The organism is Promicromonospora sp. AC04 (genome assembly GCF_003058225.1).
Taxonomy (GTDB): Bacteria; Actinomycetota; Actinomycetes; order Actinomycetales; family Cellulomonadaceae; genus Promicromonospora.
On sequence record NZ_QBUG01000003.1, the window covers coordinates 23,063 to 48,906 of the forward strand.

25 protein-coding genes and 1 tRNA gene are annotated in these 25,844 nt (G+C 72.4%); 11 read left to right on the forward strand and 15 right to left on the reverse strand.

The window, feature by feature from the left end:
• The first annotated feature begins 69 nt into the window (after positions 1-69).
• Positions 70-1,047 carry an NAD(P)H-quinone oxidoreductase gene (locus C8K30_RS09255; protein WP_108492630.1) on the forward strand — a complete coding sequence of 326 codons (978 nt, stop codon included), beginning with the start codon at positions 70-72 and terminating at the stop codon, positions 1,045-1,047.
• Positions 1,048-1,141: 94 nt separating this feature from the next.
• Entirely contained in the window at positions 1,142-1,789 is a 648-nt protein-coding gene (locus tag C8K30_RS09260; RefSeq protein ID WP_108492631.1) for a bacterial proteasome activator family protein, read from the forward strand.
• A gap of 87 nt (positions 1,790-1,876) precedes the next feature.
• Here the strand turns inward: C8K30_RS09260 and C8K30_RS09265 are convergent, their stop codons facing one another.
• From C8K30_RS09265 to C8K30_RS31210, 3 genes are all read right to left on the reverse strand, one after another.
• Positions 1,877-3,004: a hypothetical protein gene (locus tag C8K30_RS09265; RefSeq protein WP_108492632.1), complete on the reverse strand. Its 1,128-nt coding sequence runs from the start codon at positions 3,002-3,004 to the stop codon at positions 1,877-1,879.
• Positions 3,005-3,099: 95 nt separating this feature from the next.
• Positions 3,100-3,675: a dCTP deaminase gene (dcd, locus tag C8K30_RS09270; protein WP_108492633.1), complete on the reverse strand. Its 576-nt coding sequence runs from the start codon at positions 3,673-3,675 to the stop codon at positions 3,100-3,102.
• 115 nt (positions 3,676-3,790) lie between these two features.
• A complete protein-coding gene (locus C8K30_RS31210) occupies positions 3,791-4,246 on the reverse strand; it encodes a TM2 domain-containing protein (RefSeq protein ID WP_233257074.1) in 456 nt (151 codons plus the stop codon).
• A 155-nt stretch (positions 4,247-4,401) separates the two neighbouring features.
• On the opposite strand from C8K30_RS31210, the gene C8K30_RS09280 reads away from it, so the two are divergent.
• Positions 4,402-4,475: transfer RNA gene (locus C8K30_RS09280), tRNA-Gly, on the forward strand.
• A gap of 64 nt (positions 4,476-4,539) precedes the next feature.
• Here the strand turns inward: C8K30_RS09280 and C8K30_RS09285 are convergent.
• Together C8K30_RS09285 and C8K30_RS09290 are read right to left on the reverse strand one after the other, a co-directional pair.
• On the reverse strand, positions 4,540-4,923 hold the full coding sequence (locus tag C8K30_RS09285) for a hypothetical protein (RefSeq protein ID WP_108492634.1): 384 nt from the start codon (positions 4,921-4,923) through the stop codon (positions 4,540-4,542).
• Entirely contained in the window at positions 4,911-5,210 is a 300-nt protein-coding gene (locus C8K30_RS09290; RefSeq protein ID WP_108492635.1) for a hypothetical protein, read from the reverse strand. Before C8K30_RS09290 ends, C8K30_RS09285 begins: the two co-directional genes overlap by 13 nt.
• 140 nt (positions 5,211-5,350) lie before the next feature.
• Between C8K30_RS09290 and C8K30_RS09295 the strand changes: the two genes are divergently transcribed.
• On the forward strand, positions 5,351-6,070 hold the full coding sequence (locus C8K30_RS09295) for a GntR family transcriptional regulator (protein ID WP_199230421.1): 720 nt from the start codon (positions 5,351-5,353) through the stop codon (positions 6,068-6,070).
• 24 nt (positions 6,071-6,094) lie between these two features.
• On the opposite strand, the gene C8K30_RS09300 is transcribed toward C8K30_RS09295, so the two are convergent.
• Together C8K30_RS09300 and C8K30_RS09305 are read right to left on the reverse strand one after the other, a co-directional pair.
• Positions 6,095-7,009: a hypothetical protein gene (locus C8K30_RS09300; protein WP_233257075.1), complete on the reverse strand. Its 915-nt coding sequence runs from the start codon at positions 7,007-7,009 to the stop codon at positions 6,095-6,097.
• Position 7,010: 1 nt separating this feature from the next.
• Positions 7,011-8,048 carry an SPFH domain-containing protein gene (locus tag C8K30_RS09305; RefSeq protein ID WP_108493037.1) on the reverse strand — a complete coding sequence of 346 codons (1,038 nt, stop codon included), beginning with the start codon at positions 8,046-8,048 and terminating at the stop codon, positions 7,011-7,013.
• 90 nt (positions 8,049-8,138) lie between these two features.
• Between C8K30_RS09305 and C8K30_RS09310 the strand changes: the two genes are divergently transcribed.
• Positions 8,139-8,915: an NUDIX domain-containing protein gene (locus tag C8K30_RS09310; protein ID WP_108492637.1), complete on the forward strand. Its 777-nt coding sequence runs from the start codon at positions 8,139-8,141 to the stop codon at positions 8,913-8,915.
• On the opposite strand, the gene C8K30_RS09315 is transcribed toward C8K30_RS09310, so the two are convergent.
• Both C8K30_RS09315 and C8K30_RS09320 read right to left on the reverse strand, forming a co-directional pair.
• A complete protein-coding gene (locus C8K30_RS09315) occupies positions 8,884-9,924 on the reverse strand; it encodes a pirin family protein (RefSeq protein WP_108492638.1) in 1,041 nt (346 codons plus the stop codon). The two genes, C8K30_RS09310 and C8K30_RS09315, sit on opposite strands and share 32 nt — an antisense overlap.
• 527 nt (positions 9,925-10,451) lie before the next feature.
• Positions 10,452-11,462, reverse strand: coding sequence for a hypothetical protein (locus C8K30_RS09320; protein WP_233257076.1), 1,011 nt, complete (start codon positions 11,460-11,462; stop codon positions 10,452-10,454).
• Between the two features lie 316 nt (positions 11,463-11,778).
• On the opposite strand from C8K30_RS09320, the gene C8K30_RS09325 reads away from it, so the two are divergent.
• Together C8K30_RS09325 and C8K30_RS09330 are read left to right on the forward strand one after the other, a co-directional pair.
• On the forward strand, positions 11,779-12,390 hold the full coding sequence (locus C8K30_RS09325) for a TetR/AcrR family transcriptional regulator (protein WP_108492640.1): 612 nt from the start codon (positions 11,779-11,781) through the stop codon (positions 12,388-12,390).
• A gap of 75 nt (positions 12,391-12,465) precedes the next feature.
• Complete coding sequence (locus tag C8K30_RS09330; protein WP_146197401.1) at positions 12,466-13,830, forward strand: MFS transporter; 1,365 nt, start codon at positions 12,466-12,468, stop codon at positions 13,828-13,830.
• A 42-nt stretch (positions 13,831-13,872) separates the two neighbouring features.
• Here the strand turns inward: C8K30_RS09330 and C8K30_RS09335 are convergent, their stop codons facing one another.
• The 3 genes from C8K30_RS09335 to ptsP all read right to left on the reverse strand — a co-directional run bounded on the left by C8K30_RS09335 (position 13,873) and on the right by ptsP (position 17,910).
• Positions 13,873-15,009: a magnesium and cobalt transport protein CorA gene (locus C8K30_RS09335; RefSeq protein ID WP_108492642.1), complete on the reverse strand. Its 1,137-nt coding sequence runs from the start codon at positions 15,007-15,009 to the stop codon at positions 13,873-13,875.
• Positions 15,010-15,323: 314 nt separating this feature from the next.
• Positions 15,324-16,202: a sugar phosphate isomerase/epimerase gene (locus C8K30_RS09340; protein ID WP_108492643.1), complete on the reverse strand. Its 879-nt coding sequence runs from the start codon at positions 16,200-16,202 to the stop codon at positions 15,324-15,326.
• Between the two features lie 58 nt (positions 16,203-16,260).
• Positions 16,261-17,910 carry a phosphoenolpyruvate--protein phosphotransferase gene (ptsP, locus tag C8K30_RS09345; RefSeq protein ID WP_108492644.1) on the reverse strand — a complete coding sequence of 550 codons (1,650 nt, stop codon included), beginning with the start codon at positions 17,908-17,910 and terminating at the stop codon, positions 16,261-16,263.
• A gap of 191 nt (positions 17,911-18,101) precedes the next feature.
• On the opposite strand from ptsP, the gene C8K30_RS09350 reads away from it, so the two are divergent.
• Complete coding sequence (locus tag C8K30_RS09350; RefSeq protein ID WP_108492645.1) at positions 18,102-18,626, forward strand: PTS glucose transporter subunit IIA; 525 nt, start codon at positions 18,102-18,104, stop codon at positions 18,624-18,626.
• A 128-nt stretch (positions 18,627-18,754) separates the two neighbouring features.
• Positions 18,755-19,399 carry an HAD family hydrolase gene (locus C8K30_RS09355; protein WP_108492646.1) on the forward strand — a complete coding sequence of 215 codons (645 nt, stop codon included), beginning with the start codon at positions 18,755-18,757 and terminating at the stop codon, positions 19,397-19,399.
• An 89-nt stretch (positions 19,400-19,488) separates the two neighbouring features.
• Here C8K30_RS09355 and C8K30_RS09360 read toward each other — a convergent pair whose 3' ends face one another.
• Both C8K30_RS09360 and C8K30_RS09365 read right to left on the reverse strand, forming a co-directional pair.
• A complete protein-coding gene (locus C8K30_RS09360; protein WP_108493038.1) occupies positions 19,489-21,459 on the reverse strand; it encodes an NHL domain-containing thioredoxin family protein in 1,971 nt (656 codons plus the stop codon).
• Between the two features lie 10 nt (positions 21,460-21,469).
• Positions 21,470-21,685 carry a hypothetical protein gene (locus tag C8K30_RS09365; RefSeq protein WP_132234811.1) on the reverse strand — a complete coding sequence of 72 codons (216 nt, stop codon included), beginning with the start codon at positions 21,683-21,685 and terminating at the stop codon, positions 21,470-21,472.
• Positions 21,686-21,944: 259 nt separating this feature from the next.
• On the opposite strand from C8K30_RS09365, the gene C8K30_RS09370 reads away from it, so the two are divergent.
• Both C8K30_RS09370 and C8K30_RS30260 read left to right on the forward strand, forming a co-directional pair.
• The gene (locus tag C8K30_RS09370; RefSeq protein ID WP_108492648.1) at positions 21,945-23,000 is read left to right on the forward strand and encodes a hypothetical protein; all 1,056 of its coding nucleotides are present in this window, start codon (positions 21,945-21,947) and stop codon (positions 22,998-23,000) included.
• A gap of 209 nt (positions 23,001-23,209) precedes the next feature.
• Positions 23,210-23,554, forward strand: coding sequence for a hypothetical protein (locus tag C8K30_RS30260; RefSeq protein ID WP_146197402.1), 345 nt, complete (start codon positions 23,210-23,212; stop codon positions 23,552-23,554).
• Between the two features lie 75 nt (positions 23,555-23,629).
• Here the strand turns inward: C8K30_RS30260 and C8K30_RS09375 are convergent, their stop codons facing one another.
• Positions 23,630-25,825 (reverse strand): prolyl oligopeptidase family serine peptidase, encoded by a 2,196-nt coding sequence (locus C8K30_RS09375; RefSeq protein ID WP_108492649.1) that lies wholly within the window; start codon positions 25,823-25,825, stop codon positions 23,630-23,632.
• Between the last annotated feature and the right edge of the window lie 19 nt (positions 25,826-25,844).

Consider the following 25,844-nt stretch of genomic DNA (forward strand, 5'->3'; position numbering starts at 1 on the left):
TACAAGTTACCGGCACCCGGTTTCCGCTGGCGACCCTCGTGAGGCCACACGGAAGTAGGCTTCATCGATGTGCGAGCCGTCACGATATCCGGAGCCGGGCCCTCAGGGAAACTCTCCCTTTCATCCCTGAATCACCCGATTGCTGGCCAAAGCGACGTAGTGATCACTGTGGCTGCTGCCGGAGTCAACCGCGCTGACCTGCTACAACGCGCCGGATACTACTCCCCTCCGCCGAACGCCCCGGACTGGCCAGGTCTTGAGATATCAGGAACTGTGAAGCGTGTCGGACTCGGCGTGTCGCGGTGGCGCGCCGGGGACCGCGTCGTCGCGCTCCTCGAGGGCGGCGGTTACGCGGAGGAAGTGATGGTCCGCGAGACGCAGGTACTCCCGGTGCCCGACGGCATCGACCTGGTCGACGCGGCGGCTCTCCCCGAGGCCGCGTGCACCGTCTGGAACAACCTCGTCGACGTCGGCGGGCTGCGCTCCGGCGAGTGGGTGCTGGTCCACGGCGGATCGGGCGGCATCGGCACGTTCGCGATCCAGGTCGCGCGGGCGCTGGGCGCGCACGTGGCAACGACCGCGGGCGGGCCGGAGCGCGCCGCGCGGTGCGCCGAGCTCGGCGCTGACGTCGTCATCGACCACCGGCGGCAGGACTTCGTGGAAGAGGTGCGGAAGGCGACCGGCGGCCGGGGGGCCGACGTCGTGCTCGACCTGCTCGGCGGGGGCGCGCTGGGCGACAATGTCCGCGCCCTGGCCCGCGGCGGCCGCCTGGTCGTCATCGGGATGCAGCAGGGCCGGCGCGGCGAGCTCGACCTCAGCGCGCTCCTCGCCCGGCGCGGGACGATCACGGGGACGCTGCTCAGGCCCCTGCCCCCGGACGAGAAGGCGCGCATCGTCGCCGACACCGAACGCCACGTCTGGCCGATGGTTGCCGACGGCCGGGTGCGGCCGGTGATACACGCCCGCATCCCGTTCACGGAGGCGCAGTCGGCGCACGACCTGCTGGAGTCGGGCGGGGCCTTCGGCAAAGTGCTCCTGGTCCCGTGATCAACTCATGCCTATATATAGGCATGGCCGACAATTTCGTTCCCGGCGCCAGAATGCAATGCGGGCGACAGCCGATTCGAGCAAGACTGGACCCATGACCGACGAACGAGCCAACCCCCAGTCCGACGAGCGGCCCGACGACCACCGCGACGAGTCACGTGACGGGGCGCCTACCGTGCACCCCCAGGTGGTGACACCGGACGGTGCGGCCGTGCCGCCGGAGGGCGAGCCCAAGGGCGCCCGCGGCGAGGCTGAGGTCGACGAGGCCGAGGCCGTCGTGGGGCAGGTCGAGGAGCCGGCCAAGGTCATGCGCATCGGCGGCATGATCAAGCGGCTGCTCGACGAGGTGCGCGACGCCCCGCTGGACGAGGCCGCTCGTTCGCGCCTGGCCGAGATCCACGAGCGCTCGATCCACGAGCTCGAGGACGGCCTCTCCCCCGACCTGGTCGACGAGCTGCACCGCATCACGCTGCCGTTCTCCGACGACTCGGCACCGTCCGACGCCGAGCTCCGCGTGGCCCAGGCGCAGCTCGTGGGCTGGCTCGAAGGCCTGTTCCACGGCATCCAGACGGCGCTCGTGGCGCAGCAGATGGCGGCCCAGGCGCAGCTCTCCCAGATGCGCCGCGCCCTGCCGCCCGGCACCGGCGCGTTCGGCCCGGCCGGTCCCGGCGGGCCCACCATGCCGGGCGGCCAGGACGACGAGGCGGGCGGAGAGCGCCGGACCCCGGGCCAGTACCTCTGACCGCAGGCGGCCCGGCCGACGGGACAGCGGCACAGGTCACGGCGCCGCCGCAGGCCAGGCCGCCGCAGGCAGGTGAGGCCTGGGTGATCAGAGGTCGGCGGGGTCTACCAGAAAGCCGTCCTCGTCGGCGATCTCGCCTCCGGCGGCGCCCTGGATCGTGCTCGCGAGCCGGGCCACCAGCTCCGCCGCGCGCTTGCGTGCGATCCGCAGCTCCATGGCGGGGAACTCCCGCTGCGACTCCACGAGGTCCTGCGGCTCCCAGTGCACCCAGTAGCGCACCGCGCCCTGCTCCGCCCACGGCAGGCCGCGCAGCAGGCGCGGCAGCTTCTCCTCGCCACTGATCTCGACCGAGACGATGCCGTCGACGCCGAGCTCCACGACCAGGCCGTACCCGTCCAGGACGCGCGGGCCGGTGAGCGCCTTGATGTCGTAGTCGTCCGCGGCCGCGTGGATCTTCTTGCGCAGCTCGGGGTCCAGGGTCTCGCCCCGGTACAGCGGCTTGTCCGCGATGCCGTCCGGCGGACCGCCCCACTCCTTGCCGTCCATGTGGAGACGGGCGCGCGGGTGCACCTTCTGCAGGATCGTGTGCGCGGCCTGCGGGTCGAGCCAGACGTCGGAGTACACGGTCATGTCGATCGCTGCCCCGGCGTCCGGGGTGAGCACGACGCCGGCGCCGGGCTTCGCCGTCGGGCTGCCCGGGGCGGCCGTGGCGTCCCAGATACCGCCGACGTCCAGGCGGAGGGAACCGCCCAGCCGCCGCGCGACGGCGACGAGCCACTCGACGATGCGGCGCTCCTCGCGCTCGGGCATCCCGGCCGCGAAGGCCCGCCCGATGCCGTCGCGATCGCCCGCGGGGAACGGCGGCTCCCCCCGCTCGCGGTGGCAGACGATGTCGAAGGCCATCGCCGCACCCGGCGGCACACCGAGGTCGAAACCGTCGCCCGAGGGCAGGTACGGCCCGTTCATCACCGCGTGCCGCGAGACCCGCAGCACGCCCGGCTCGCGGCCCTGCGCGCGGCGGCCCTGCGGGGCACCCGCCACGTTGCCCGGGAAGATCCCGACGGGGACCACGTCCCAGCGGGTGGCGGAGAAACGCGAGAGTGCGAGGACCTCGATCTCGTCCAGCTCCACGTCACCGGGCACGGTCAGAACGTGTCGCGCCTGGTGTGCCTGCGCGACCGTGCGCGGCAAGAGCGGGAGCTGGGGAGCGGCCATCGGGGACCCTTCTTACGTCCGGATGCCCGGTCCGCACCGGGCATCCGGAGCCTACCGCTCGGCGAACGCCCGTCGGGGCGCCCGCCGGCCCTTCGTCACACCGCGGTGCGGTGGAAGTTCTTCGAGGAGCGGGACGCCGTCGGGCCGCGCTGGCCCTGGTAGCGGGAGCCGTACAGGTCCGACCCGTACGGGTGCTCCGACGCCGACGAAAGCCGGAAGAAGCACAGCTGGCCGATCTTCATGCCGGGCCACAGCTTGATCGGCAGCGTCGCGACGTTGCTCAGCTCCAGCGTCACGTGTCCGCTGAATCCCGGGTCGATGAAGCCGGCCGTGGAGTGCGTCAGCAGGCCCAGCCGGCCCAGGGAGGACTTGCCCTCGAGGCGGGCGGCGACGTCGTCGGGCAGCGTGACCGCCTCGAAAGTGCTGCCCAGCACGAACTCACCCGGGTGCAGCACGAACGCCTCGCCGTTGTCCGCCTCCACGAGACGGGTCAGCTCGGGCTGGTCCGTCGCGGGGTCGATGAACGGGTACTTGTGGTTGTCGAACAGCCGGAAGAACTTGTCGAGGCGCACGTCGATGCTCGACGGCTGCAGCATCGACGCGTCGTACGGATCGAGGACCACGCGACGGGCGTCGAGCTCGGCACGGATATCGCGGTCGGAGAGGAGCACCCCGATACGGTACTGGCCACCGCGGGGCGGCGCCGCTCCGTCCCGGGGTGGCGCTGCCTCGTCCGGCTGGCGCTGCCTCCTCCCGGCTGGCGCCGCCCGCGTCATCGGGCGATCGTCACCACTGCAGCGGCTGGTGCTTCGCGTCCACCGACCAGTAGCCCTTGCGCATCACGAGGTACAGGATCCCCTCGATCGCGCCCCAGATCGCCGGCACGAACCACGCCTGTCCCAGCGACACCACGGTGATGAGCAGCATGATCCAGCCCAGGCCCTTGTAGCCCAGGTAGAACCGGTGTGCGCCCACCACTCCCAGCAGGATCCCGAGCAGGCCTGCGGTGATGCGCGACTTACGGCCCGGCACGTGCTCTGGCGGCGGGGTCGGGCGGTCGTAGTCGTACTGCTGCTGATAGTTCGCGGGGCTGCTCTTCGACGGCGTCCTCGCGGGAGTCCTCGGCGTCTGCACGACGCGCGTCTCGCGCGGCGGCTGCGGGGGCTTCGGCGGCCGCGGGGGCAGAGGCTTGGTCTCCTTGTAGATCGGCTCGGTCGGCTTCTCGCTGGGGTGCTCGCTCACTGCTGCTCCGGCTGCTCGGCGACACTCGCGCGGGACCTGGTTCGGGCATCCGGGCGAGGTTGGGTATGATCGGGTCGCGCGCCAGGTTCACGGGCGCTGTTGCGGAACCCTAGCGGGATTCCGGAACGGCAGATACTCGGACAGAACCGGACGATGCGGGTGTAGTTCAATGGTAGAACTTCAGCTTCCCAAGCTGATAGCGCGGGTTCGATTCCCGTCACCCGCTCCAGCAAGAACGCCGCAGGCCGGACCCACCGTCCGCCTGCGGCGTTCGTCTGTGCGGGGAGCCGCGCTCAACCCCGGATCGGCGCCGTCACGTGCAGCGAGACCGGCAGGCCGCGTTCGGCGGCCGGCACCCAGCCGCTCCAGCACCGCCACACCATGGGCCCACGCGCCTCGCCGTCGTGGTGGCCCAGGCGCTCGGTGAGGTGGAGCAGCCCGGCGAGCTTCAGGGCGTCGGGCACCCGGGCGGCGACGACGTCGACGGTCAGCACGCCCACGACGTCGTCCTCGAGGTCGAGATGGTCCACGCCCGCCCGGACGTCCAGCGTATGGATGTCGAAGATGTGGGCGATGAGCGCGGTGACCCCGACGAGCTCGGCGAGATGCGCTCCCGGCGTCGGACCGTCGTCGTGGTCGGGACCGGCCTCGCACGAGCCACCGGTCATGTCGGCCACGCCCGGACCGTGCGCGTCGTGCCGCGCAGGTCGCCGTAGACATACATGTCCATCCCGTTCCAGGTACCGGTCCACATCGTGAACCCCGGCTTGGTCGCCGGGTAGTCCGTCGCCACCGTGATCCCCAGCTGCGCCGCGATCGCCGCACCCTCCGATTGCCGCGCCGGATGCACGACCAGATGATCCCGGAACACCTCGACCCACTTGATCCGCGCGTCCCCCACCTCCGCCAGCAGCTCCGCCACACCGGCCGCGGAATCGGCCAGGTTGCCCGCAATCGTCGCCATCTCTCCCACCTTTCTGCACCTACCTCTAGGCGCATAGACAGCCTGTTGCGGGTTAAATGGAGGTCGCAACTGCTACGCGGAAAAGTTGCGTATACGCACTGGCTGCGGGTTAGGTGGGTTCCGTGTCTAGAGAGGGACGTGTGACTGCCGCAAGCATCGCCAAGGATCTTCGTGCCGCGATCCGCTCCGGAACGTACAAACCGGGCGATCGCCTTCCGAGCGAAGCAGCGCTCATGTCGAACTACGGCGTGGCGCGCATGACCGCGCGCCACGGCCTGTCGATGCTCAAGGACGAGGGCCTGACCGTGACCCGCCACGGCTCCGGTGTGTTCGTCCGGGCTTTCGAGCCGATCGTGCGGGACAGCACGGGCGGCAAGGTGGACGAGTCCACCGTGACCGCCGAGATCGACGAGACCGGCGCGGGCCTTACGGTCCGCACGCTCGCCGTCACGGCGGAGGCGGAGCCGTCCGAGAAGATCCGCACGGCGCTCGGTCTCGCGAAGGGCGAAAAGGTCACCGTGCGCGAGCGCCTGCACCTGCGGGAGCGCAAGCCCGTGCTGTTCGCGACGTCGTACCTGCCCTCGTCGATCGCGGCCGGGACACCGATCGCGGACCAGGAGATCGGGCCGGGCGGTACGCACGCGCGCCTGACCGAGGCCGGGCACGCGCCGGTGCGGTTCCGCGAGGACGTCGTGGCCCGTATGCCGACGATCGAGGAGATCGAGGAGCTGCGCATCGAGCCCGGCACGCCGGTGCTCTCGGTCACGCGCACCGCGTTCACGCAGGACGGCGCGGCCGTCGAGGTCAGCCACGTGGTGCTCGACGCCGGCGAGTTCATGCTCCGGTACGACATCGACTGACACCGACGCCGGCCGGACCCGACCTCACAGGAGCCGGAGCCTCCGCTCGGCCACCCCGATCCGGACCTCCTGGCCCCAGGAGACCTCGAGCCGGTCGGCCTCCATACCGTCCCCGAACACCACCAGCCGGTCGGACTGGACGGTCACGACGAGCTCGCGGTCGTCGTCGAGCACGCCCTCGGTCATCGTGACGCCGGTGATGGGCGACGGCCAGGCCTCACGAACGAACCAGGCCAGAGCCGGGTCGGTGGGTTCGGGCAGCCTGCGGCCGCCGCGGTCGTGCGCTATCGAGGCGCACCACCCGGTGGCGCCGGTGCCCGTACTGACGATCAGGCCCGACGACGACTGCCGCTCCGACCCGCCGTCGACCGCCAGCGTGTAGCGCGCCGACTGGTGGCTCGGGTGCCCCAGGAACAGCTCGTTGACGGCGCGGAGCTCCTGGCCGTCGTCGAGCCGCGCGTGGACCATGGTGAGCTCGTCACAGAGCAGGGCCGCGAACGATGCCTGGTTCGCGCCGCCCTGCGGGGCGGCCAGGTTGTCGATGATCTCGGCGACGCTCTCGACCTCGTGCCGTACCAGGACGCCGAGGTTGGCACCCGGCTCGGGGTTTACGCCGACCACGAGCTGCTGGTCCAGGTACTTGGCCGCGTTCGCGACCAGCCCGTCCTGGCCCACCACGAGGACGACGTCCTCGGGCGCGAAGAGGAAGCGGTCCAGGTCGGCCCGTTCCACCTCCGCGAGCGCCCAGTCGGACGGCACGCTCGCCGCGACTGCCCGGCGGGCCGATGCGGCGGCCTCGTGCCGGGCCTCGACCTCCGCCAGGGTGCGACCGCGAGTGCGGAGGAAGAACTCCGCCTGACCGCGCGTGGCGTGCCGGTCCAGCAGCTCGTCGAGCTCGGTGCGGCGGTGTACGAGCACCGCCCGGGTGCGGAGCGCCACGTCAGTGCCCCGCGGCCGGCGCGCCATCCGACGTCGACTCGCTCGCCCGGGACGTCAGCGCGCTCAGGAGACCGCTCACCAGGTCGGGCGTGACGGTCAGCGAGCCCACGCTGGGCAGGTGCGGTGCGGCGTCGCGCAGAGCGAGGGCGGTGAGCACGTCGCGCCCGACGTTCGCGTAGACCTCCATGAGTGCCGCCTCCTTGGCTGCCTCGGCCTCACCGAGCTGCCGCAGCGAGGCGGCCTGGGCGGCCGCGGCGATCTCGCGACGCTCGGCGTCGGACCTGGCCGACACGAGTGCGGCCGCCGCAGCTTCTTCGGCCTCACGCCGCTTGTTCGCCCCTTCCTGGGCGACGAGCTGCTCGCGCCGGGCGGCGAGCTCGATCTGGCTCGCGAGCTCGTTCTCCGCGATCTTGCGTTCCCGCTCGACGGCGACCGCGCGCCGCTCGTAAGTCGCACGATCGGCCTCGGACTGGAGCCGCTCACGCACGGGCGTGCGCAGGGCCTTCTCGACGTCGCCCTCCGGCCGGATCGCGAGCACCCGCACACCCAGCACCTCGATACCCGTCGCAACCAGGCGAGCGTCGTCGCCCAGCGCGCCAAGTGCCGTCCGCACACGCCCGATGCCGGACTCGAGCGCCTCGGCCAGGTCCAGCGTGGCGATCAGGTCGACGGTGAGGCTCTGTGCGAGCTGGCCCACGATGGCGCCCACCTGCTGGCGGCCGCTCGCCTCCTGCCCCATGCCCGTGGCGGGAAAGATGCCGAAGTCGAGGCGCTGGGACGCGAGGACCGGGTCGCCGAACCGGTAGGTGACGTTCGACTGCACGCTGACGTCCTGCTGGTCGCGCGTGACGGCGTGGAACAGGACCGGGAGCTCCTGGTCGGTTGCGGGCACCTCGCTGAGCACCGACGTGTCGGGGCGGAACCAGAAGGCCTGACCCACGCCCTCGTGCCGCACGCGGCCATTGCTGAGGTGCACCACGTAGTCGCTCGCGGAGCCCAGGAACTGGCGGATCCAGGGGTAGCGCTTGATCGTTGCCATCGTCGACTTCTCCTCCATCATTGTCGTCACTTTGACGATATCTACCCGCTCGGCTTTTCGTCAAGGTGACGAGAATGTACCGTCGATGCCATGGCCCGTACAGCCCTCCCCCCGCCCGCCGTGCCCGGCACCGCGGGCGCCTTCCCCGTCACCGTCGACGTCGTAGCCCTCACGGTGCGCGGCGCGGCCCTGCACGCCCTCGTGGTCGACCGGCTCCTGGAGCCGTATCGCGGCCAGGCCGCGCTGCCGGGCGGGTTCGTGCTGCCGGGCGAAACCCTTGAGCAGGCGGCGGGACGGGAGCTCGAGGAGGAGACGGGGCTGACGGTGCCGGCCGGCGTGACCGGCACCGGGCCATGGCACCTGGAGCAGCTCCGAACCTACGGCCCGCTCGGGCGGGACCCACGCGGCCCTGTGCTCTCTGTCGCGTACCTCCTGCTCGCGCCCGCGTTCGGGCTGCCCGCGGCGGGCGGCGACGCGGCCGAGGCCCGCTGGGTCCCGGTCGGCGGCACGACGGCGCACCTCGCCTTCGACCACGACCGCATCCTGGCCGACGGCGTGGAGCGGGCCCGCGCCAAGCTCGAGTACTCCCCCCTGGCAGCGGCGTTCTGCCCGCCCGAGTTCACGGTCGCCGAGCTACGCGGTGTGTACGAGGCGGTCTGGGGCACCCACCTGGACGCGCGCAACTTCCACCGCAAGGCCACGGGCACGCCAGGCTTCCTGGAGCCGACCGGACGCCTGGGCGGGAGCGGGCCCGGTCGGCCTGCCGAGCTCTACCGCCTGGCGGCCGGCGTCGACCCGACGGCGGCCGTGCTGCACCCGCCGCTGCTGCGACAGGTCAGCCCTGGCCCGGCCGCGCCCTCGGCTTGAGGCGCAGATCGGGCAGCGCGGGCGCGCGCAGCGGCCCGCTCGGATAGCCCCGCACCTGGCCGAACAGGCGCCCGGCGGCGCCGTCGGCGTACCCCGTCGCCCCGGCGTCGAGCTCGGCGATCTGTGCCATCCAGCCGTCGCGGGCCCGGACGATGTCCTCGTGCGTGCGGCCCATGAAGTTCCACCACATGACGACGTCCTCGGCGAACGGCTCCCCGCCGATCAGGACCGCCCGGGCGGGCGCCCCGGCCCCGGCACGCACGGCGAGCACGGACCGTCCCGGCGCCACGTAACCGAGGTTCGACGGCGGGACGACGCGGGTCTCGAAGGTCACGTCGCCGGTGTCCACGAGCAGGGCGTGCTCGTGCGCCGGGTCGACGTCGAGCCGCACCTCGGCGCCCGGCTCCAGGTCGATCTGCGCACCCACGAGGGGCGTGTACGTCGTCGCGGGCGAGGCCAGCTCCTCGCCGGCGACCGCGAGGCGGCCGATGAACACCTGCACGACGGCGCCGTCGGCCCGTGCGACCGGGAGGTCGCCGTGGTGCTCGAAGTGCGGGTCTACGCCGAGGGCAGCGCCGGGCAGCGCCGTCCACAGCTGAACCCCGTGCAACCGGGGCGGGCGCCCCTGCGCGGGCGACTCCTCAGAGTGCGAGATGCCGACACCCGCGGTCATGAGGTTGAGCTCGCCCGGCCGGACCGTCTGGAGCGACCCCACGGAGTCGCGGTGCAGGATCTCGCCCGCGAAGAGCCAGCTCACCGTCTGCAGCCCGGTGTGCGGGTGCGGGGGAACCTGCATGCCCTCGCCGGACGAGACGTCGTCGGGGCCGTAGTGGTCGCTGAAGCACCACGCCCCCACGAGCGACCGGGCGCGCTGCGGGATGGTGCGCCGGACGTTCATCGCCCGCGGTCCGCCGAGCGGCACGTCGCGCGGGGTGAGGAGCTCGATGCCGTCGCCCTGCTCGCCGGCGGTGCAGACCTGCTCGTCCGGCCGGGTCTCGAGGTTGCTCATGCGCTGAGCCTAGATCGCGTCCGGATCCGGGCGCCTGCCCCGGGGCCCGGGCATGGGCCAGGGCCCCCGGGGCAGGCCGGGGGCCCTGGCAGAACCGCGTACCCATGGCCCGCACTCGGCGAGGACCAGGGGCGTCGTGTCGACGTCACGACTCCGACGTACCCGTCAGACCCGGATCGCCAGGCCTGTTCTCCACGGACACTTCGGACGCGGGCGGTCTTCCGGCCCCGTACAGGCACCCGTGGCGTCATCCACAGCCCGCACCGCGGTACGGGACGTCCTGTCGTTCTCCGGTCGACCATGTGTCCGATGCCCGGGCCGGTCGGTGCTGCTGCAGCGCACCGCATCTGCACCCGGATCGTCGAACCACTGCCAACGTTTCTATCCGCGTGTCGTGCAAGCGGCAACCGCTCCACGGTTGTAATTTTCACCCTCTCGTCACCCACAGTCTTGTCCACAGGTACAGCCCCGGATTTCCCACACAACACACAGGGCTGTGGACCAAATCTGTGGATAACTAGTCGGGGTCAGACCCAGGCGCGCGAACCCGGAGCGCCACCTGCGGTCGAGTCGTTGCGCCCGTCCAGCTCCTCCGGGGTGGCGATGAAGCCGCCGTCGTCCACGAGGATCCCGGCGATCCGGCTCTGGAGGGCTACCGCGAGGCGGGCCAGCGAGGCGCGCATACGTGCCCGGGCGATGACGTGCAGCCCGGACGCGTGCTCGAGCTCCAGCTCGTAGGGGTCGGCCGGCATCCAGGCCATGCGATACGCGAACGGTCCGTAGCTGCGCCAGTCCAGCGACCCGAGCGCGCGCGGCACCCGGTCGACGCGCTCCACGTCGACCACTATCGCGCCGTCGTAGGCGGTGCTGCCCGCGAGGGTGTAGCGCGGCGACCCGTCGGGCGTGACCTGCTCGGCGGTCACGTCGGCCGTCGCGATGAGCGAGCGGAGCATGGGCAGCACGTCGCCGGGCAGCAGGGCGTGCGCGGCGTAGAGCGACAGGTTGACGGACGCCGCGGGGTCCGGGACCAGCGGCTGCCGGCCGTCGGCGAGCACGCCCCCGCCGGTCTTGCGGGCCGCCGCGACCATCCACTGCACGATGCGCAGCTCCTCGCCCTGCGGCAGCGCGTGCGGGAAGGCATGGGCGATGCCGTCGCGGTCGTCGTACGACGTCGGGGCCGCGCCACGGACGTCCCGCAGACCGTCGCTGCGCGCCACGGAGTAAGCCTCCGCCGTGGCGGCGGAGATCCCCACCTCGGCGAGGTGCGCCTCGCCGACCTCGAAGGGGCCGGTCGCGACGTGCCCGTCCCCCAGCCGCATGACGCCGGGGGTGAGCAAGTCGGGCTGCGCCATGCCCCGGAACCGGGCTCCGGCCATCCGTCGCGTACCCGAGGTGCGGGACGGTTCTCGGAGCCACGCAATGTCAGAGAACCACGCGGCGGCGAGCTCGCTCACCGCGACCGGTCCGTTCGTACTGGGCAGGATCAGAATGTGACCCGAAGCATGCTCCGCAGGGATCACGCCCGCCAGAAATGTCATGCGGGCACTTTACTGCGGGGCACTTTCCCCCATGATGCGGGCATGTTACAGAGAGGAAACACGCTGGTGACAGCGCGCGCACATCGTTGCGACCGCCTGGTGACCAGCTTTCGACCCTGCCAATAACCAGCACCCATGAAGCATTTCAAAGCGACCGAGTCTCAGTATGTTGAGGGTGAAAAAGGCAGATTTCCAACTGCACAAAGGTGGTGTATCGGGACTTAACGCCATCTCTCGGTAGAAGACGTCTTCGACCCCCTTCCGAGACCCGATCCCGGGTTCCAGTTACCTGACGACGCAGGCATATGATGTCAGCATGCCCAAGATCATCGGCAAGAGCCTGCACGAGCATCGCCAGATGACAAGGCACAAGCTGTTCACCGCTCTGTCCACCCTCATGGCGGAGCGCGGGTTCGACACCATCACCCTGGCCGACATCGCCGCAGCGGCGCACGTCGGCCGGACCGCTGTCTACAACCACTTCCACGACAAGGAAGCGCTGCTCCTCGGGTTCATCACCCACGAGACGGAGCAGTACGCCCACACGCTGGAGCGGGCTCTGGACGGCGTGAGCGACCCCGTGGAACAGCTGCGTACCTACATCCGCCAGCAGGCTCAGCTCACCCGCGTCTTCCATCTCGCCCCCGGCCCGGACCTGCGTACGGTCCTGTCCCGCGCCACGCAGCAGCGCCTGCGCGAGCACGCCGACATCGTGGAGGCGATCCTGCGTCGGATCCTCACCGCGGGGATCTCCGCCGGGACGTTCCCGCCCCAGGACATCGAGCCGACGGTGCACCTCGTCAACGCCTGCCTGTCCGGCCGCCTCATCCCGGACGAGCCCGTCGCCCGCGAGCGCACCATCCGTGCCGCCGAGTCGTTCGTGCTGCGCGCGGTCGGGGCACGCGTGCCGGAGCGCGTCCCCGCCTGAGCCTGAGCGGAGGCAGCACGCCGGCCGGCCGGGCCGGGTGAAAACCGGTGCCACCGAGGCGGTAGCCTCTGGCCCGTGTCTTCCACCGCCGTGAACTCCGAGCCCGCGCCCGCGATGAAGCCTGCGCCGCTCGGCGGCGCGTTCACCAGGGTCATCGCCGCCAACCTCAGCTCGAGCCTGGGCGACGGCATCGCACGCGTCGCCGCACCGCTGCTGGCCGTGCAGCTGACGAACGACCCGCTGCTCGTGTCCCTGGTCGCGGTCGCAGCGCTGCTCCCCTGGCTGCTGTTCGCCATCCCGGCGGGCGTGCTCGTGGACCGGATCGACCGCCGCCTCGCCCTCGCCCTGGCGGGCGGTGTCCGCGCCCTCGTGGCGGGTGGCCTCCTCGCGCTGCACCTCACCGATGCGCTCACCATCTGGTGGCTCCTGCTGGTCGTGCTCCTGTACGGCGTGCTGGAGACGGTGTACGACGGCGCCATCCGCGCCGTCGTCCCGTCGCTCGTCGGCAGGAGCGACCTGCCGCGCGCGAACTCGCGCATCGAGGCCGTCGAGATCGTGGTGCAGCAGTTCCTCTCCCAGCCGCTCACGTCCTGGCTGCTCGCGTTCTCTGCGGCGTGGGCGCTCGGGCTGAACACCGCCGCGTACGCCGTGGCGGGCGGGCTGGCCCTGACGCTGCCCGCTGTCGCGTCCGGCATCGCCGCCCGGTCCTTCGGCGGGCGCGGGACGGCGCGGCGCGGCGCCGAGCCGGCAGCGGATGCCGAGGAGGGGCCGGACTCTCCTCGCGCCCCCGAGGCCGAGCAGGACCCCGGCAGCGCCCTGGCGGGAGGCTGGAGGGCCGAGCTCGTCGCCGGGTTCCGGTTCATCTGGGCGAGCAAGATGCTGCGCCCGCTGTGGATAGTGAGCGTGCTCATCGGCATCTGCCACGCCGCCATCACGTCCACGCTCGTGCTCTTCATCCTGGAGCGGCTCGACGTGCCCGAGGCCTGGTACGGCACCTTCCTGCTGGCCGGCGCCGTGGGGGCCCTGACTGCGGCCGCGATCACCAACCGCCTCAAGGCGCGCTTCGGGACGGGACCCGTCATGGCGGTCGCGAACGCCGTCGGCCTCGGGGCGTGGTTCCTCGCCGGCGCATTCCCCCTTGCCTGGGTCGGGGCGGTCGCCATCTTCGTGTCGTTCGGCTGCACGACGACGTGGAACGTGCTGGTCATGTCGCTGCGCCAGGCGGCGGTGCCGAACCACCTGCTGGGCCGGGTGCACGGCACGTGGCGCACCGCGCTCTGGGGCGCCATGCCGCTCGGCTCCCTGATCGGTGGCCTGCTGGCCCGCGCGGGCTACAGCACGCCGCTGATCGTCGGGGCGACGGCGGGCCTCATGGTCGCCGCCGTCGGGCACCGGTACATCGTGTCGCTGCCCGACCCGGAGACGCTCGACCCCGCCTGAGGCGGGCGGCGGGCCGCGGCGGGCGCGGCCCGCCGTGGCAGGTCAGATCCAGCGCTTCCAGCGGAAGACGCCGAACAGGCCGACGCTCACGGCCAGCATCGCGACGAGGGCCACCGGGTAGCCGTACGCCCAGTCGAGCTCCGGCATGATCTCGAAGTTCATGCCGTAGACCGTGCCGACGAGGGTCGGGGCGAACAGGATGGCCGCCCAGCCCGAGATCTTCTTGACCTCCTCGCCCTGCCGGATGCTGACCTCCGACAGGTGCTTCATCTCCTCGTTCTGCCGCTGTGCGACGAGGGTCGCGGCGACCGTGAGGATGTCGCGCAGCGCGGCCCGGAAGACCTCGATGCGGTCGGCGGCCTCGGTGAGGTGGTCAGCGACGTCGCGCAGGTAGGCCTGCAGCTCCGGGTGCACGCCGTACTTGTCGGCGCCCTTGGCGAGCGAGGCGCAGAGGCCCTGCTCGGGCCGGACCGCACGCTGGAAGTCGATGACCTCGCGGGACAGCTCGTAGATGCGCCGGGACACGTCGGGGGCGCCGCCCCAGACGTCGGACTCGATCTCGTCGATGTCGTGGTCCAGCCCTGCGACGACGGGCGCGTAGCCGTCCACGACGCTGTCGAGGATCGCGTACAGGACGGCCTCGGGGCCGCGCGAGAGCATCTCGCGGTCCGACTCCAGGCGGGTGCGCACCGCGGCCAGGTCCGGCGAGGCACCGTGCCGCACGGTCACCACGAAGTCAGGCCCCACGAACACGTGCAGCTCGCCGAACTCGACCTCCTCGACGTCGTCCAGGTAGCGGGCCGCGCGCAGCACGACGAACAGGGTGTCGCCGTACCGCTCGATCTTGGGGCGCTGGTGCGCCTGGATGGCGTCCTCGATCGCGAGGGGGTGCAGGTCGAACTCACGCGCGAGCGACGTCAGCTCGGCCTCGTCCGGCCGCTCCAGCCCGATCCAGGCCATGCCGCCGGGCCGGGACCGGAGCGCGCTGAACGTCTCCGCGAGGTTGTCGTAGCCGGCGGTGCGGACGCCGTCGTCGTAGATCGCGGCGGCGACCACCGACGAGCGGGGTGCGGGCGCGGCGGGGCGCGGGGCGACGTCGGGCACGATGCCGACGGCGCGGCGCGGGCGCAGTGCGCCAAGCAGCGGACGGGCGGGGCGGGAGGGCAGGAACGTGGCCATGGGGAACTCCTGGGGTCGAGCGCAGGAAAAAGGACTGCGAACGGACACCGCAACAGGGACGGCCGGACGACCGGTGGACCTCACGCCCGAGAAGAGGGCGGAGCGCACCGGTGCGCGAGAGCCCGCGAGCACGCGGACAGGGAAACCGTCAGCTCAGCTGCGGCTCGGACTACTCGGAGGCTCGCTACGGGTCATGCGCGCCACCTCCTTCGTCCCTGCGGCGGATCGCCGCGCCATACCTTCTCGACAGTGCGCAGTCTAGCCCCGTCGCGGAGCAGGATCGAACCCATTCGAGACCAAGGTCACAGAACGCGTCACCAGGCGTCGTGGGCCCGGTGGTGCGCCCCGGGCGGGGTGTGGAACTCGTGCGGCGTGGTCGACAGGTAGGCTCGCGCGAACTTCAGCGAGGCGGCCAGGTCGTCGTGGCGCTCGGCTGCGGTGCGCGCGGCGCGGGTCGAGATCTCCACGCAGACGTCGCCGCTCCAACGGCGCGCGACCAGCTCCTGGAGCACTTTCTCGGCCTGCATGGCCCCGCGGCCGGGCACCAGGTGCTCGTCCCGGGGGCCGTGGTTGCCGTCCGCGAGGTGCACGTGACGCAGGCGGTCGCCGAACACACCCAGCAGGGTCAGCGCGTCCTGCTGGGCCACGCTCGCGTGCGACAGGTCGAGGGTCACGGCGTCGTAGTCGTGCTCGGCGGGATCCCAGCCGGGCAGGTAGGCCTGGAACTCGCGCTTGCCGCCGCGCCAGGGGTACATATTCTCGACGGCGATGGTGACGCCCGTCGTCTCGCTCAGCGCGCGCACCTGGTCCTGGAACTGCCGCGCGTACTTGTACTGCCAGCGGAACGGCGGGTGCACCACCACGGTACCGGCCCCGAGCTCGAGGGCCATGTCGGTGGTCCGCTCCAGCTTCGCGTCCGGGGACCGGCCCCAGACCCGCTGGCTCACCAGCAGCGTCGGCGCGTGCACCGAGCGCACCGGCATGCCGGTGTCGGCGGCGAGCTTCGCCAGGGAGCGCGGGTTCTGGGTGACCTCCTCGGACCAGATCATGACCTCGACGCCGTCATAGCCGAGCTCGGCCGCCGACTCGAAGGCCAGCGGCACACGGCGGGGGAAGACCGACGCCGTCGAGAGCGTGACCTGCACGTCGGGTGCAGCGGGCTCCTGCGGATCGGTCCGGATCGGTTCGGGCATGCGGGCCACCTTAAAGCGCCTACGTGACTGTGATGTGACCTGGAGGTTCAGGTTAGGTTCAGGTGAGAAGACGTTCGCGTGCCACGTCGCGCGCGGCCTGCGCCGTCGAACACTCCAGAACTGTTCGTGCCAGCTCCGCGCACTCGTCACGGGACACGCTTGCGAGGGTACCTGCGACGTCGGCCAGCGCACGGGGTGTCATGGACAGTGACGTTACGCCCAGCCCGACCAGGACGGGCGCGAGGAGGGGGTCGGCCGCTGCCTCGCCGCACACACCCACCGGAGCACCATGCATCGCACCACCCTCGCACGCCATCCTGACGAGTTCCAGGACGGCGGGCTGCCACGGGGTCGACAGGGCGGCCACGCCGGCCAGATCGCGGTCGGCCGCCATCGTGTACTGCGTGAGGTCGTTGGTACCAAGGCTCGCGAACGACACCTCCGCCAGCACGTGTCGCGCCTGCAGCGCGGCAGCCGGAGTCTCGATCATGACGCCCGGCTGCTCCAGGCCGTGCGCCGCGCACGCGGCCGCGAAGTCGCGGGCCTCGTCCACGGTCGAGACCATCGGCGCCATCACCCAGACCTCCGCGGTCTCCGCGGCAGCGGCCTGGGCTATCGCGTCCAGCTGCCGGTCCAGCACGTCCGGGTGCGCGACGGCGGTGCGCAGCCCCCGCACGCCGAGCGCCGGGTTGTCCTCGTGATCGGGTGTGAGGAAGCGCAGGGGCTTGTCGGCGCCGGCGTCGAGCGTGCGGACCACCACGCGGCGGTCCGGGAAGTGGGACAGCACCGCCCGGTAGGCGGTCACCTGCTCCTCGATGGTGGGCTCCTCGCCCCGGCCGAGGAAGCAGAACTCGGTGCGGAACAGGCCGACGCCCCGCGCGCCGGCGGCCGCCGCTGCCTGCGCCGCCGACGGGTCGGCGACGTTCGCCATGAGCTCCACCTCGGACCCGTCGCGGGTGACGCCCCGGCCGTCGAAGGTGGCGGCGGTGATCCGGCGTCGGGCACCCGCGACGTCGTCCGCCGAGGGGGTGCGCAGGACCGTGCCGGCCGTGCCGTCCACCACCACTTCCTCGCCGTCTGCGAGGTCGTTCGCGCCGGGCAGCGCGACCACCGCCGGGATGCCGAGGGCGCGGGCCAGGATCGCCATGTGCGAGGTGGGGCCGCCGCGCGCCGTGACGATCGCGGTGACCACCGCGGGGTCCAGCATCGCGGTGTCGGCCGGGGCGAGGTCGTTCGCGGCCAGCACGAACGGGTGCCCCGGGTCGGGCACGCCGGGCGGCGCGGCGCCCGTGAGGGCGGCGACTATGCGGTCCCGGACGTCCCGCACGTCACGGGCGCGCTCCGACATGGGCGGGCCGAGGGACTCGAGCTGCGTGGCGACCGAGCCTGCGGCGTCCCACACGGCACGCTCCGGGGTGAGGCGGTCCTCCCGGACGCGGCGGGCCGCCCCGGCGGCGAGGGTCGGGTCCGCGGCCATGGCCGCGGTGACCGCGAGGACGTCGGCCGCGGTGCCCGACGCACGCCCCGCTCGCTCCGCGAGATCCGCCTCCACCGTTGCGGCGGCCTCCTCGACGGCGCGGACGGCGGCGTCCGCGGAACCCGACAGGCGGCTCGTGCTCGGCTCCGGGACGCGGGCCGGCATCCGGACCACGGTGCCCGCTGCGCGACCCGGGCTCGCCGGGACCCCCGTGAGCCTCTCGCTCGTCATCCGTCCGCTCCCTAAGGCTCGTCGTCGAGTGCGCTGGGAACGTTACACGCGCGCGCTGGACCGGGCGATACCCCGGTCGCCGGCGCGGCTCCGCACCACCCTGCACGGCCCGGCCCGACGGGGCAGCGACGGGCCGAGCCCAAGGCAAAGAACCGATCTCGTGCGGGTCGAAGGTCTGACAAGATGGCCCCATGGCCGAGGCCCTGATCGTCGGATCGCCCGTCGCAGGACGGGTGGTCGCGATGCGCGACGTGCCCGATCCCGTCTTCGCGGAGAGCATCGTCGGCCCGGGGCTCGCGATCGATCCCGACCCCGCTCTCGGTGGGCGCGTCGTCGCCCCGTGCGCCGGCGTCGTGGTGAAGCTGCACCCGCACGCGTTCGTGCTGCTGGCGCCGCCAGTGGAACCATCCGGGCCGGACGGGCTTGCCGCCGGAGCACCCGCCGCCGGGCCCGCCGCGGGCCGGGGCGTCCTGGTGCACCTCGGCATCGACACGGTCCAGCTCAAGGGCGAGGGATTCATCCTGCTCGTCGCCGAGGGCGACACGGTGACGGCCGGCCAGGAGCTCGTCGTCTGGTCCCCCACCGCGGTGTCCAACGGCGGCCGCTCGCCCCTGGTACCCGTGGTCGCCCTGGACCTGGGCCCCAACGGTCTCGACGAGCTGGTCCGTCCGGGTGCGCGGGTGCAGGCCGGGGATCCGCTGTTCCACCTGCCCTGACCGGGTTCAGGTCGGGGAGAGCGACCCCTGCACACTGCACGCGGTCAACGGCGTGTCGCGTGCAGTGTGTAGGGGTCGCTCGATCGCCGGTTCCCGGATGAGGCGACAGAGGTCCTAGGGTCGGGGCCATGGTGCGCACCGTGGTGTTCGACGTCGGAGAGACGCTCATCGACGAGTCCCGGATCTGGCTCCGCTGGGCCGAGCGGCTCGGCGTCCCGGCCCTCACGTTCCTCGGCGTGCTCGGCGGCTGTGCCGCCCTTGACCGGTCGCACCGGGACGCGTTCGAGATCGTGCGGCCGGGGCTGGACTTCGAGGCCGAGATCGCCCGCTGGGCGCGGGACGACCCGGACGGCCTGCGCAACAGGTTCGACGCCGACGACCTCTACCCCGATGTCCGGCCCGCACTGAGCGCGCTGCGCGAGGCGGGCTTCGACGTGGTCATCGCCGGCAACCAGCCGCCGGAGGCGCGCGCCGCGCTGGAGGCGATGGACCTCCCGGCGAGCGCTGTCCGCACCTCGGACGAGTGGGGTGTGCAGAAGCCCGAACCTGGGTTCTTCACCAAGGTCGCAGAGCTGTCGGGAGTCGCGCCCGAGGAGATCGCCTACGTCGGCGACCGGCTCGACAACGACGTGCTCCCCGCCGCCGACGCCGGGATGCGGCCGATCCTGCTCCGCCGCGGGCCGTGGGGATACCTGCACGCGGAGCGCCCCGAGGCGGCGCGCACGACCGTCATCGACTCGCTGACGGAGCTGTCCGGGGTGCTCACCCGCTGAGCTGTCAGAAAACCGGCGCAGGTGTCGGACCTATCGGTCACTCGGGTGGACCTGTAGGTCCGACACGTGCGGCGGGGTCTGACAGCGGCTCAGCCCCGCAGCGGGAGGGTGAGCCCGGCGTCGCCGTCGGGCACCACGCGGACCGGGACGCCCCAGTCCTGCTGCGCCAGGTGGCAGGCGGGGAATACGTCCGGGTCCGGCTCACCGTTCGGCAGGAGCGGCACCTGGTCGCACGACGCCGCCTTCGCGGTCACGTGCAGCACGCCCTCGGCCACCTCGGGGTTGATCACCAGGTCCCGGAACAGGTCCGTCCCGCTCCCGGCCCCGGAGAGCAGCAGCTCCGGCGGAGTCGCGCTGACCTGGAGCGACGTCGAAGGCCCCCAGCGGTCGTCGAGCTTCTGGCCCGGGGCGGGCGCGAACGGCACGTCCAGCCGGAGCGCCCCGGCGCCGACGTCGGTGGCGGGGCGGGCGACCCGGTGCGCGCCGCCGTCGAGCACCTCGCCCGCGAGGCTCGCCGGGAGCGCGACCCGGGTGAGCCGGTGCGCCGCCGACTCCACCACGAGCAGGTGCACCGCGCCGTCGGCGACCTCGACGAGCACGTCCGACGGCTCGGCCAGGTCCTTCGCGAGGGTGGTCACCTCGCCGGACGCCGGGTCGTAGCGGCGCAGCGCGCCGTTGTAGGTGTCGGCGACGACGACGGAGCCGTCGGGCAGGGTGGCCACGCCCAGCGGGTGCTGCAGCAGCGCCTGGCCGGCGGCGCCGTCACGGTGCCCGAAGTCGAACAGGCCCTGGCCCACGGCGGTGGTGATCGTCGCGGCAGGCGCGCCGTCCGCGCCGTCGGACAGCTCGACGCGGCGCAGCGACGAGGTCTCGGAGTCCGCGATCCACAGGTGTCCGTCGGGCCGCCCCTCGGGGTCGACGGACGGCACGATCCCGGAGGTCTGGGCGAACCAGGCCCCCGCACCGGGGCCGTCCTCCAGGCCCTCGTTCATGGTGCCGGCGAGCAGACCCGCCGAGCCCTGCAGCAGGTCGACCTCCCACAGGGTGTGGTTGCCGGCCATGGCGACGACGAACGCGCCCCGCACCGGCGACCACGCGACGTCCCACGGGGAGCTGAGGCGCAGGTCGAGCGGCGCGACGGCGGTGCCGGGCTCGTAGGCCCGCAGCGGCTCGCCGCCGCGCCCGCCGACGTTCTCCTGCCCACCGACCATGAACTGCTCGCCGGTGCCGGCCACCGTCGTGACCGTGCCGTCGGCGAGGCTCAGGCCGCGCAGGGCGTGGTTCACGGTGTCGGCGACCACCACGTCGTAGCCGAGGTGGGCGCGCAGCTCGTCGGGCACCAGGCACAGGCCGTTCGGCTCCGAGAACCGCGCCGCGTCCGGCCCGCCGTCGACCAGCCCGCGCTCGCCCGACCCGATGCGCCGCACGAGCGTCTCGCCGTCGGGGGCGAGCTCCGCGAGGGAGTGGTGCCCGGCGTCCGCGACCAGCAGGTTGCCGTTCGGCAGGGCGAGGACCTTAGCGGGGAACCGCAGCGTGCCCGACGCCGGGGCGGGCGGCACGTACGGCCCCGAACCGCGGTGCAGGGTGCCCTTCGCCGCGTGCTCGGCGATCAGGTCACCCACGAGCGCGGCGATCGCGGAGCCGTGCCCCTCGCCCGCCATCTGCGCCACGATGTACCCCTCGGGATCGATGACCACGAGCGTGGGCCAGGCCCGCGCGGTGTACGCGCCCCACGTGACCAGCTCCGGGTCGTCGAGGACGGCGTGCCGCACCTCGTACCGCTCGACGGCGGCGGCGAGCGCGTCGGGGTCCGCCTCGTGCTCGAACTTGGGCGAGTGGACGCCGATGATCACGAGCTCGTCGCGGTGCTGCTCCTCGACCTCGCGCAGCTCGTCGAGGACGTGCAGGCAGTTGATACAGCAGAAGGTCCAGAAGTCGAGCACCACTACCTTGCCGCGCAGCTCGGAGAGGGTGACGGTGTGGCCGCCGGTGTTCAGCCAGCCGCGCCCGACAAGCTCGGACGCGCGGACCCGGGGAAGGTTCTGGACTTCTGTGCTCACCGGCACATTGTCACTCCCGGGGCGAGCCGCCCTTGCTGCTGTCCGGCGTGCGGGCGCGCCACTGCTCCACCAGAACCTTGTCCGCCCGGCGGCGCGTGAGTTCGCTCTTGCTGGAGTGCACGGCCGCACGGTGCGCGAGCAGAGCAGCGCGGTCCCGCTCGAGGGCCCACATGAGGGCCTCACGCACGTCGGCGCGAGTCACCCGCGCGCTCCGCGTCTCGTCCATCGTCCCGATCATTCTCGCCGTTTCGTGTCCATCGGCGCCCAGAGCGGACGCCACCAACGATTCAAGAGGTCCCCGGGGATGTTTTGTGACACCCCAGGTCTTCCTGGCTTTCACCCGGCCATGATTGGGTGTAGCAGAGGAACGTACCGCGCAAACCTGACGGGGCGATATCCGTCTATCGGATGACTTTCCGGGGCAGATCGGCGTGTCGCCATCTTGTGTGCCGTGTCGTGTTGGTGGGTGAGGAGAGGATCAGGACATGGACCGCGACGAGGCCAGGAAGATGAAGGAGCAGCTTGCAGCCTTCGCCCGAGAGCTGGCAGAGAAGCACGGAGTCGTGGCGACGCCGCGGTCGCTGGGCGCACAGACGGAGGCCGACGCCGCCGACGTCGTGCGCGCCCCCACCATCGCGCTCGGCCTGGTGCCTCAGGCCGACGGCGGCTTCGGCATAGCCGTCCGCTATCGGCTCGGGATCCCCCGGGCCCGTTCGATAGTGCGCAAGGTCTCGGCCGAGATCGGGCCGGACGCCGACATCCGCCGCACCGGCCGCATCCGTCCCGTGAGCGAGCTCGGCCCGCGCCCGCCCGCACCGACGTGGCAGGCCGACGGCGACACCGACCGGCGCCGGCCGCTGCGGCCCGGCATCTCCATCGGCCACGTCGGTGTCACGGCCGGCACGCTCGGCGCCTTCGTGACCCGCGCGGGCCCCGGCGACGACGCCCTGTACGCGCTCTCGAACTACCACGTGCTGGCCGGGTCCCCGGAGGCGCAGCCCGGCGACATCGTCCTGCAGCCCGGTCCGGCCGACGGCGGCCTGGCACCCGGCGACCGGATCGGCGAGCTCACGCAGGTGGTGGACCTGGACTCGACCGAGCCGTCGTTCACGGATGCCGCGATCGCCCGCCTCGACCGGGTCCCGGTCGACTTCGACTACCCCGTTGGGCGCGTGGTGAAGACCGCCCGGGCCCTCGGCGGTGAGGTCGTCGGCAAGGTGGGCCGCACGACGGCGATCACGCGTGGGCGGGTCACCGCCATCGAGCTCGACGACGTCATAGTCGGCTACGAGGACCTCGGCGCGCTCAACTTCGACGACCAGATCGAGATCGAGAGCCTCGACGACGGACCGTTCTCCCGCGGCGGCGACTCGGGCGCCCTCGTCTACCGGGAGGACGGCGTGGCGATCGGCCTCCTGTTCGCCGGATCCGAGTCCGGCGGGCACAGCGGGAAGGGACTCACCTACGCCAATCCGATCGACCAGGTGCTGGAGATCCTCGACGTCGAGCTGGCCAGGGAGCCCGCCCACCCCTTTGAGTGACGTTCGGCATGCGAACCAGCGTTTCCAGCGCCGGGCGTGTCGCTCTCGGCGACCAGGGGCGTGGGCGTGTTCGCGCGGCGCGTCGCGCGCCACAACCCGGCTGACCTGCGGCGCTGCCCGAGGCCTGGAAGAGTGGCCCACAACACGTTCCGGACCGGTGGAAGGGGGTAGACAGGGGGGACACAATGGATGACCAGGAGGTGATCGGCATGGCAACACTCGACAAGGCTCGGTCGGCAAAAGCCGCATTACGGAAAAAAGTCACCGGGCTCGACGGTGTGATCGGGGTTGGCGTCGCCCCTGAGTTCACGACGTCACTCGAACACCCACGACGCGAGTACCCCACGCGAAAGCACGCGAAGCCAGGCACTTCCGGCGGATCGCCGGTCGAGGTGCTAGCGGAGGAGGACCTGGTCGAGCAGGTCGCAGGACCGGGCGGGAGCTGGGTGCTGCAGGTCAACGTCACGGACGCCCGCCTCGTTGACCGGATCCCCGAAGAGATCGACGACGTCGCGGTGCGCGTGCGCGTCGTGGGCGCGGTCCGCGCCGGCTGAACCACTGCCGAAGTAGAGCGGCTGCCCCAAACTCGCTCTACCTCGGTCAGCAGTATCCGGCCGGGTGCTGCTCGGTCAGCCGAGGGTCGTCGGCAGCTCCGGCGTCTCGTCCAGGACCTGCTCCGCGAGGAACGCCGACACCACCTGGTACCAGACCTTGGCGTTCTGCGGCGTGAGCACCCAGTGGTTCTCGTCCGGGAAGTACAGGAACCGGTGCACCGTCTCGCCGTCGTCGGACGCCGGGAGGCCCGACTTCGTCAGCAGCTCGAACCAGAGCCGCAGGCCCTCGCCGATCGGCACCCGGTAGTCCTTGTCGCCGTGGATCACGAGCATCGGGGTGCGGATCTCGCCCACGGCCAGGTGCGGGCTGTTCTCCAGCGCCATCTCGGGCGTCATCTCGCGGGCCCAGTAGTACCCGGCGTCCGTGGTCGGACCGAACTGGTCCAGCGCCCACAGGCTCGCGTGCGTCACCACGGCCCGGAACCGGTCCGTGTGGCCGGCCACCCAGTTCGCCATGTAACCGCCGAACGAGCCGCCCATCGCGGCCGTGCGGGTCTCGTCGATCTCGGGCAGCGCCTCGGCGGCGTCGGTGATCGCCATGAGGTCGGTGAACGGCGACCCGCCCCAGGCACCCCAGCCGCGCTGGACGAACTCCTGGCCGTACCCGGTCGACAGCGCCGGGTCGGGCAGCAGCACGGCGTACCCCTGGGCGACCATCAGCCACGGGTTCCAGCGCCAGCTCCAGGCGTTCCACGAGCCCAGCGGGCCGCCGTGGATCCACAGCAGGAGCGGGGCCTTGGCCTCCGGGCCGACGTCGGCGGGGAGCGCGAGCCATGCGCGCACGCGCGTCCCGTCCTCGGTGGTGGTCTCGATCTCGGTGAGCGTGCCCGGCAGCTCCAGGGCCGGCGCGGGCGAGCGCAGGACGGTCGCGGCGACCGGCGTCCGCTCCCCCGGCGTGCCCGAGGCGAGGAACGCCGCCAGGTCGATCCGCACCGGCTCGGCCGGGGCCGCGTAGGAGGTGCGCAGCGCGAAGAGGGTGGCACCGTCGGGTGTGACCGCGAGGTCGGAGAAGACGGCGTCGTCGGAGGTCAGCTGCTCGACGGTCACGTCGCCGCCCGGGAGCGCCCCCGAGAACGTGAGCAGGAAGACCGGGCCGCGGCCGTCGTCGTCGGCCTCGACCAGCAGGCCGCTGCCGTCCGGGAGCCAGGTGGGGCGGCCGGGCCAGCGGTCCCAGTCGTCCGCGAGGACCACCGGCGCCGCGGAGCCGTCGGTCGGCACCAGGGCGAGGCGGATCACCGGCGCCTCGGTCGGGGACGAGATGGACTCGGTCCCGTAGGCCACCCAGGCGCCGTCGGGCGAGATGCGGGGGCCGGCGGCGTCGGCGTCCGGGTCGTCCACGAGCACGCGACGGTCGCCGGTCGCCGTGTCGATAGCGACCAGGGTGCTGCGGTTGGCGGCGCCGGCGTCCGGCACGCTCCAGGTCGTGACCAGGGTCGCGCCATCGGCGGACAGGTCCGCCGAGTGCTCCACGAGCTGCCGGCCGGCGCCGGTGAGGTCGCGCAGGTCGAGGTGCTTGCCTGACGCCGGGCCGTCGGTCTGGGGCTCGGCGGACTCGACCTGCGCGGCTCCCGGTGCGCCCGAGGCCGCGGGCAGCGGCACCGCCGGCTCGTCCGTGAGCGCCGCCAGGTCGCCCGCGAAGCGTCGCTCCTGGTCGGGGCCGAGGTCGTGGTCCCAGAACCGCACCGGGTACCCGGTGTGCAGGATCGCGGAGACCTTCTGGTCCTTGCGGGCCTTGCGCAGCTTGACGTCCTCCGCCAGGCCCTTCGCCGAGGGCAGGAGGCCGGCGGCGACGCTGACCGTGTCGGCGTCGCGCGCGGCGAGCGCGCCCGAGACGCCGCCCGGCGGGGCCGCGATCACGCGGGCCTCACCGGCGTGTGCCGGCAGGAGCCAGAGGGCCGGCTTGGGCTCGTCGCCGTCCTTGCCGTCCGGGTCGGGCCGGGCGGAGGTGAACAGGAGGTCGCCGGACCGGGTGAAGACGGCTGCCGACTCGCCCTTCGCGGATCGGGTCAGCCGGCGGGCGGGCGCCTCGCCTGCCGGGTCCACCTCCCAGAGGGCGGTGCGGTAGGCGGTGCGCTCGGCGTCGAGCGTCTGGACGCCTACGACGAGGCGGGTGCCGTCCTGGCTGGCCGTGAGGCCGGTGAGGCGCGGGATCGCCACGTAGTGGTCGAGGTCGTGGAACGGGGTCTGCGGGGACTGCGGAGATTCGCTCACGCGGTCCGTCCTATCACGC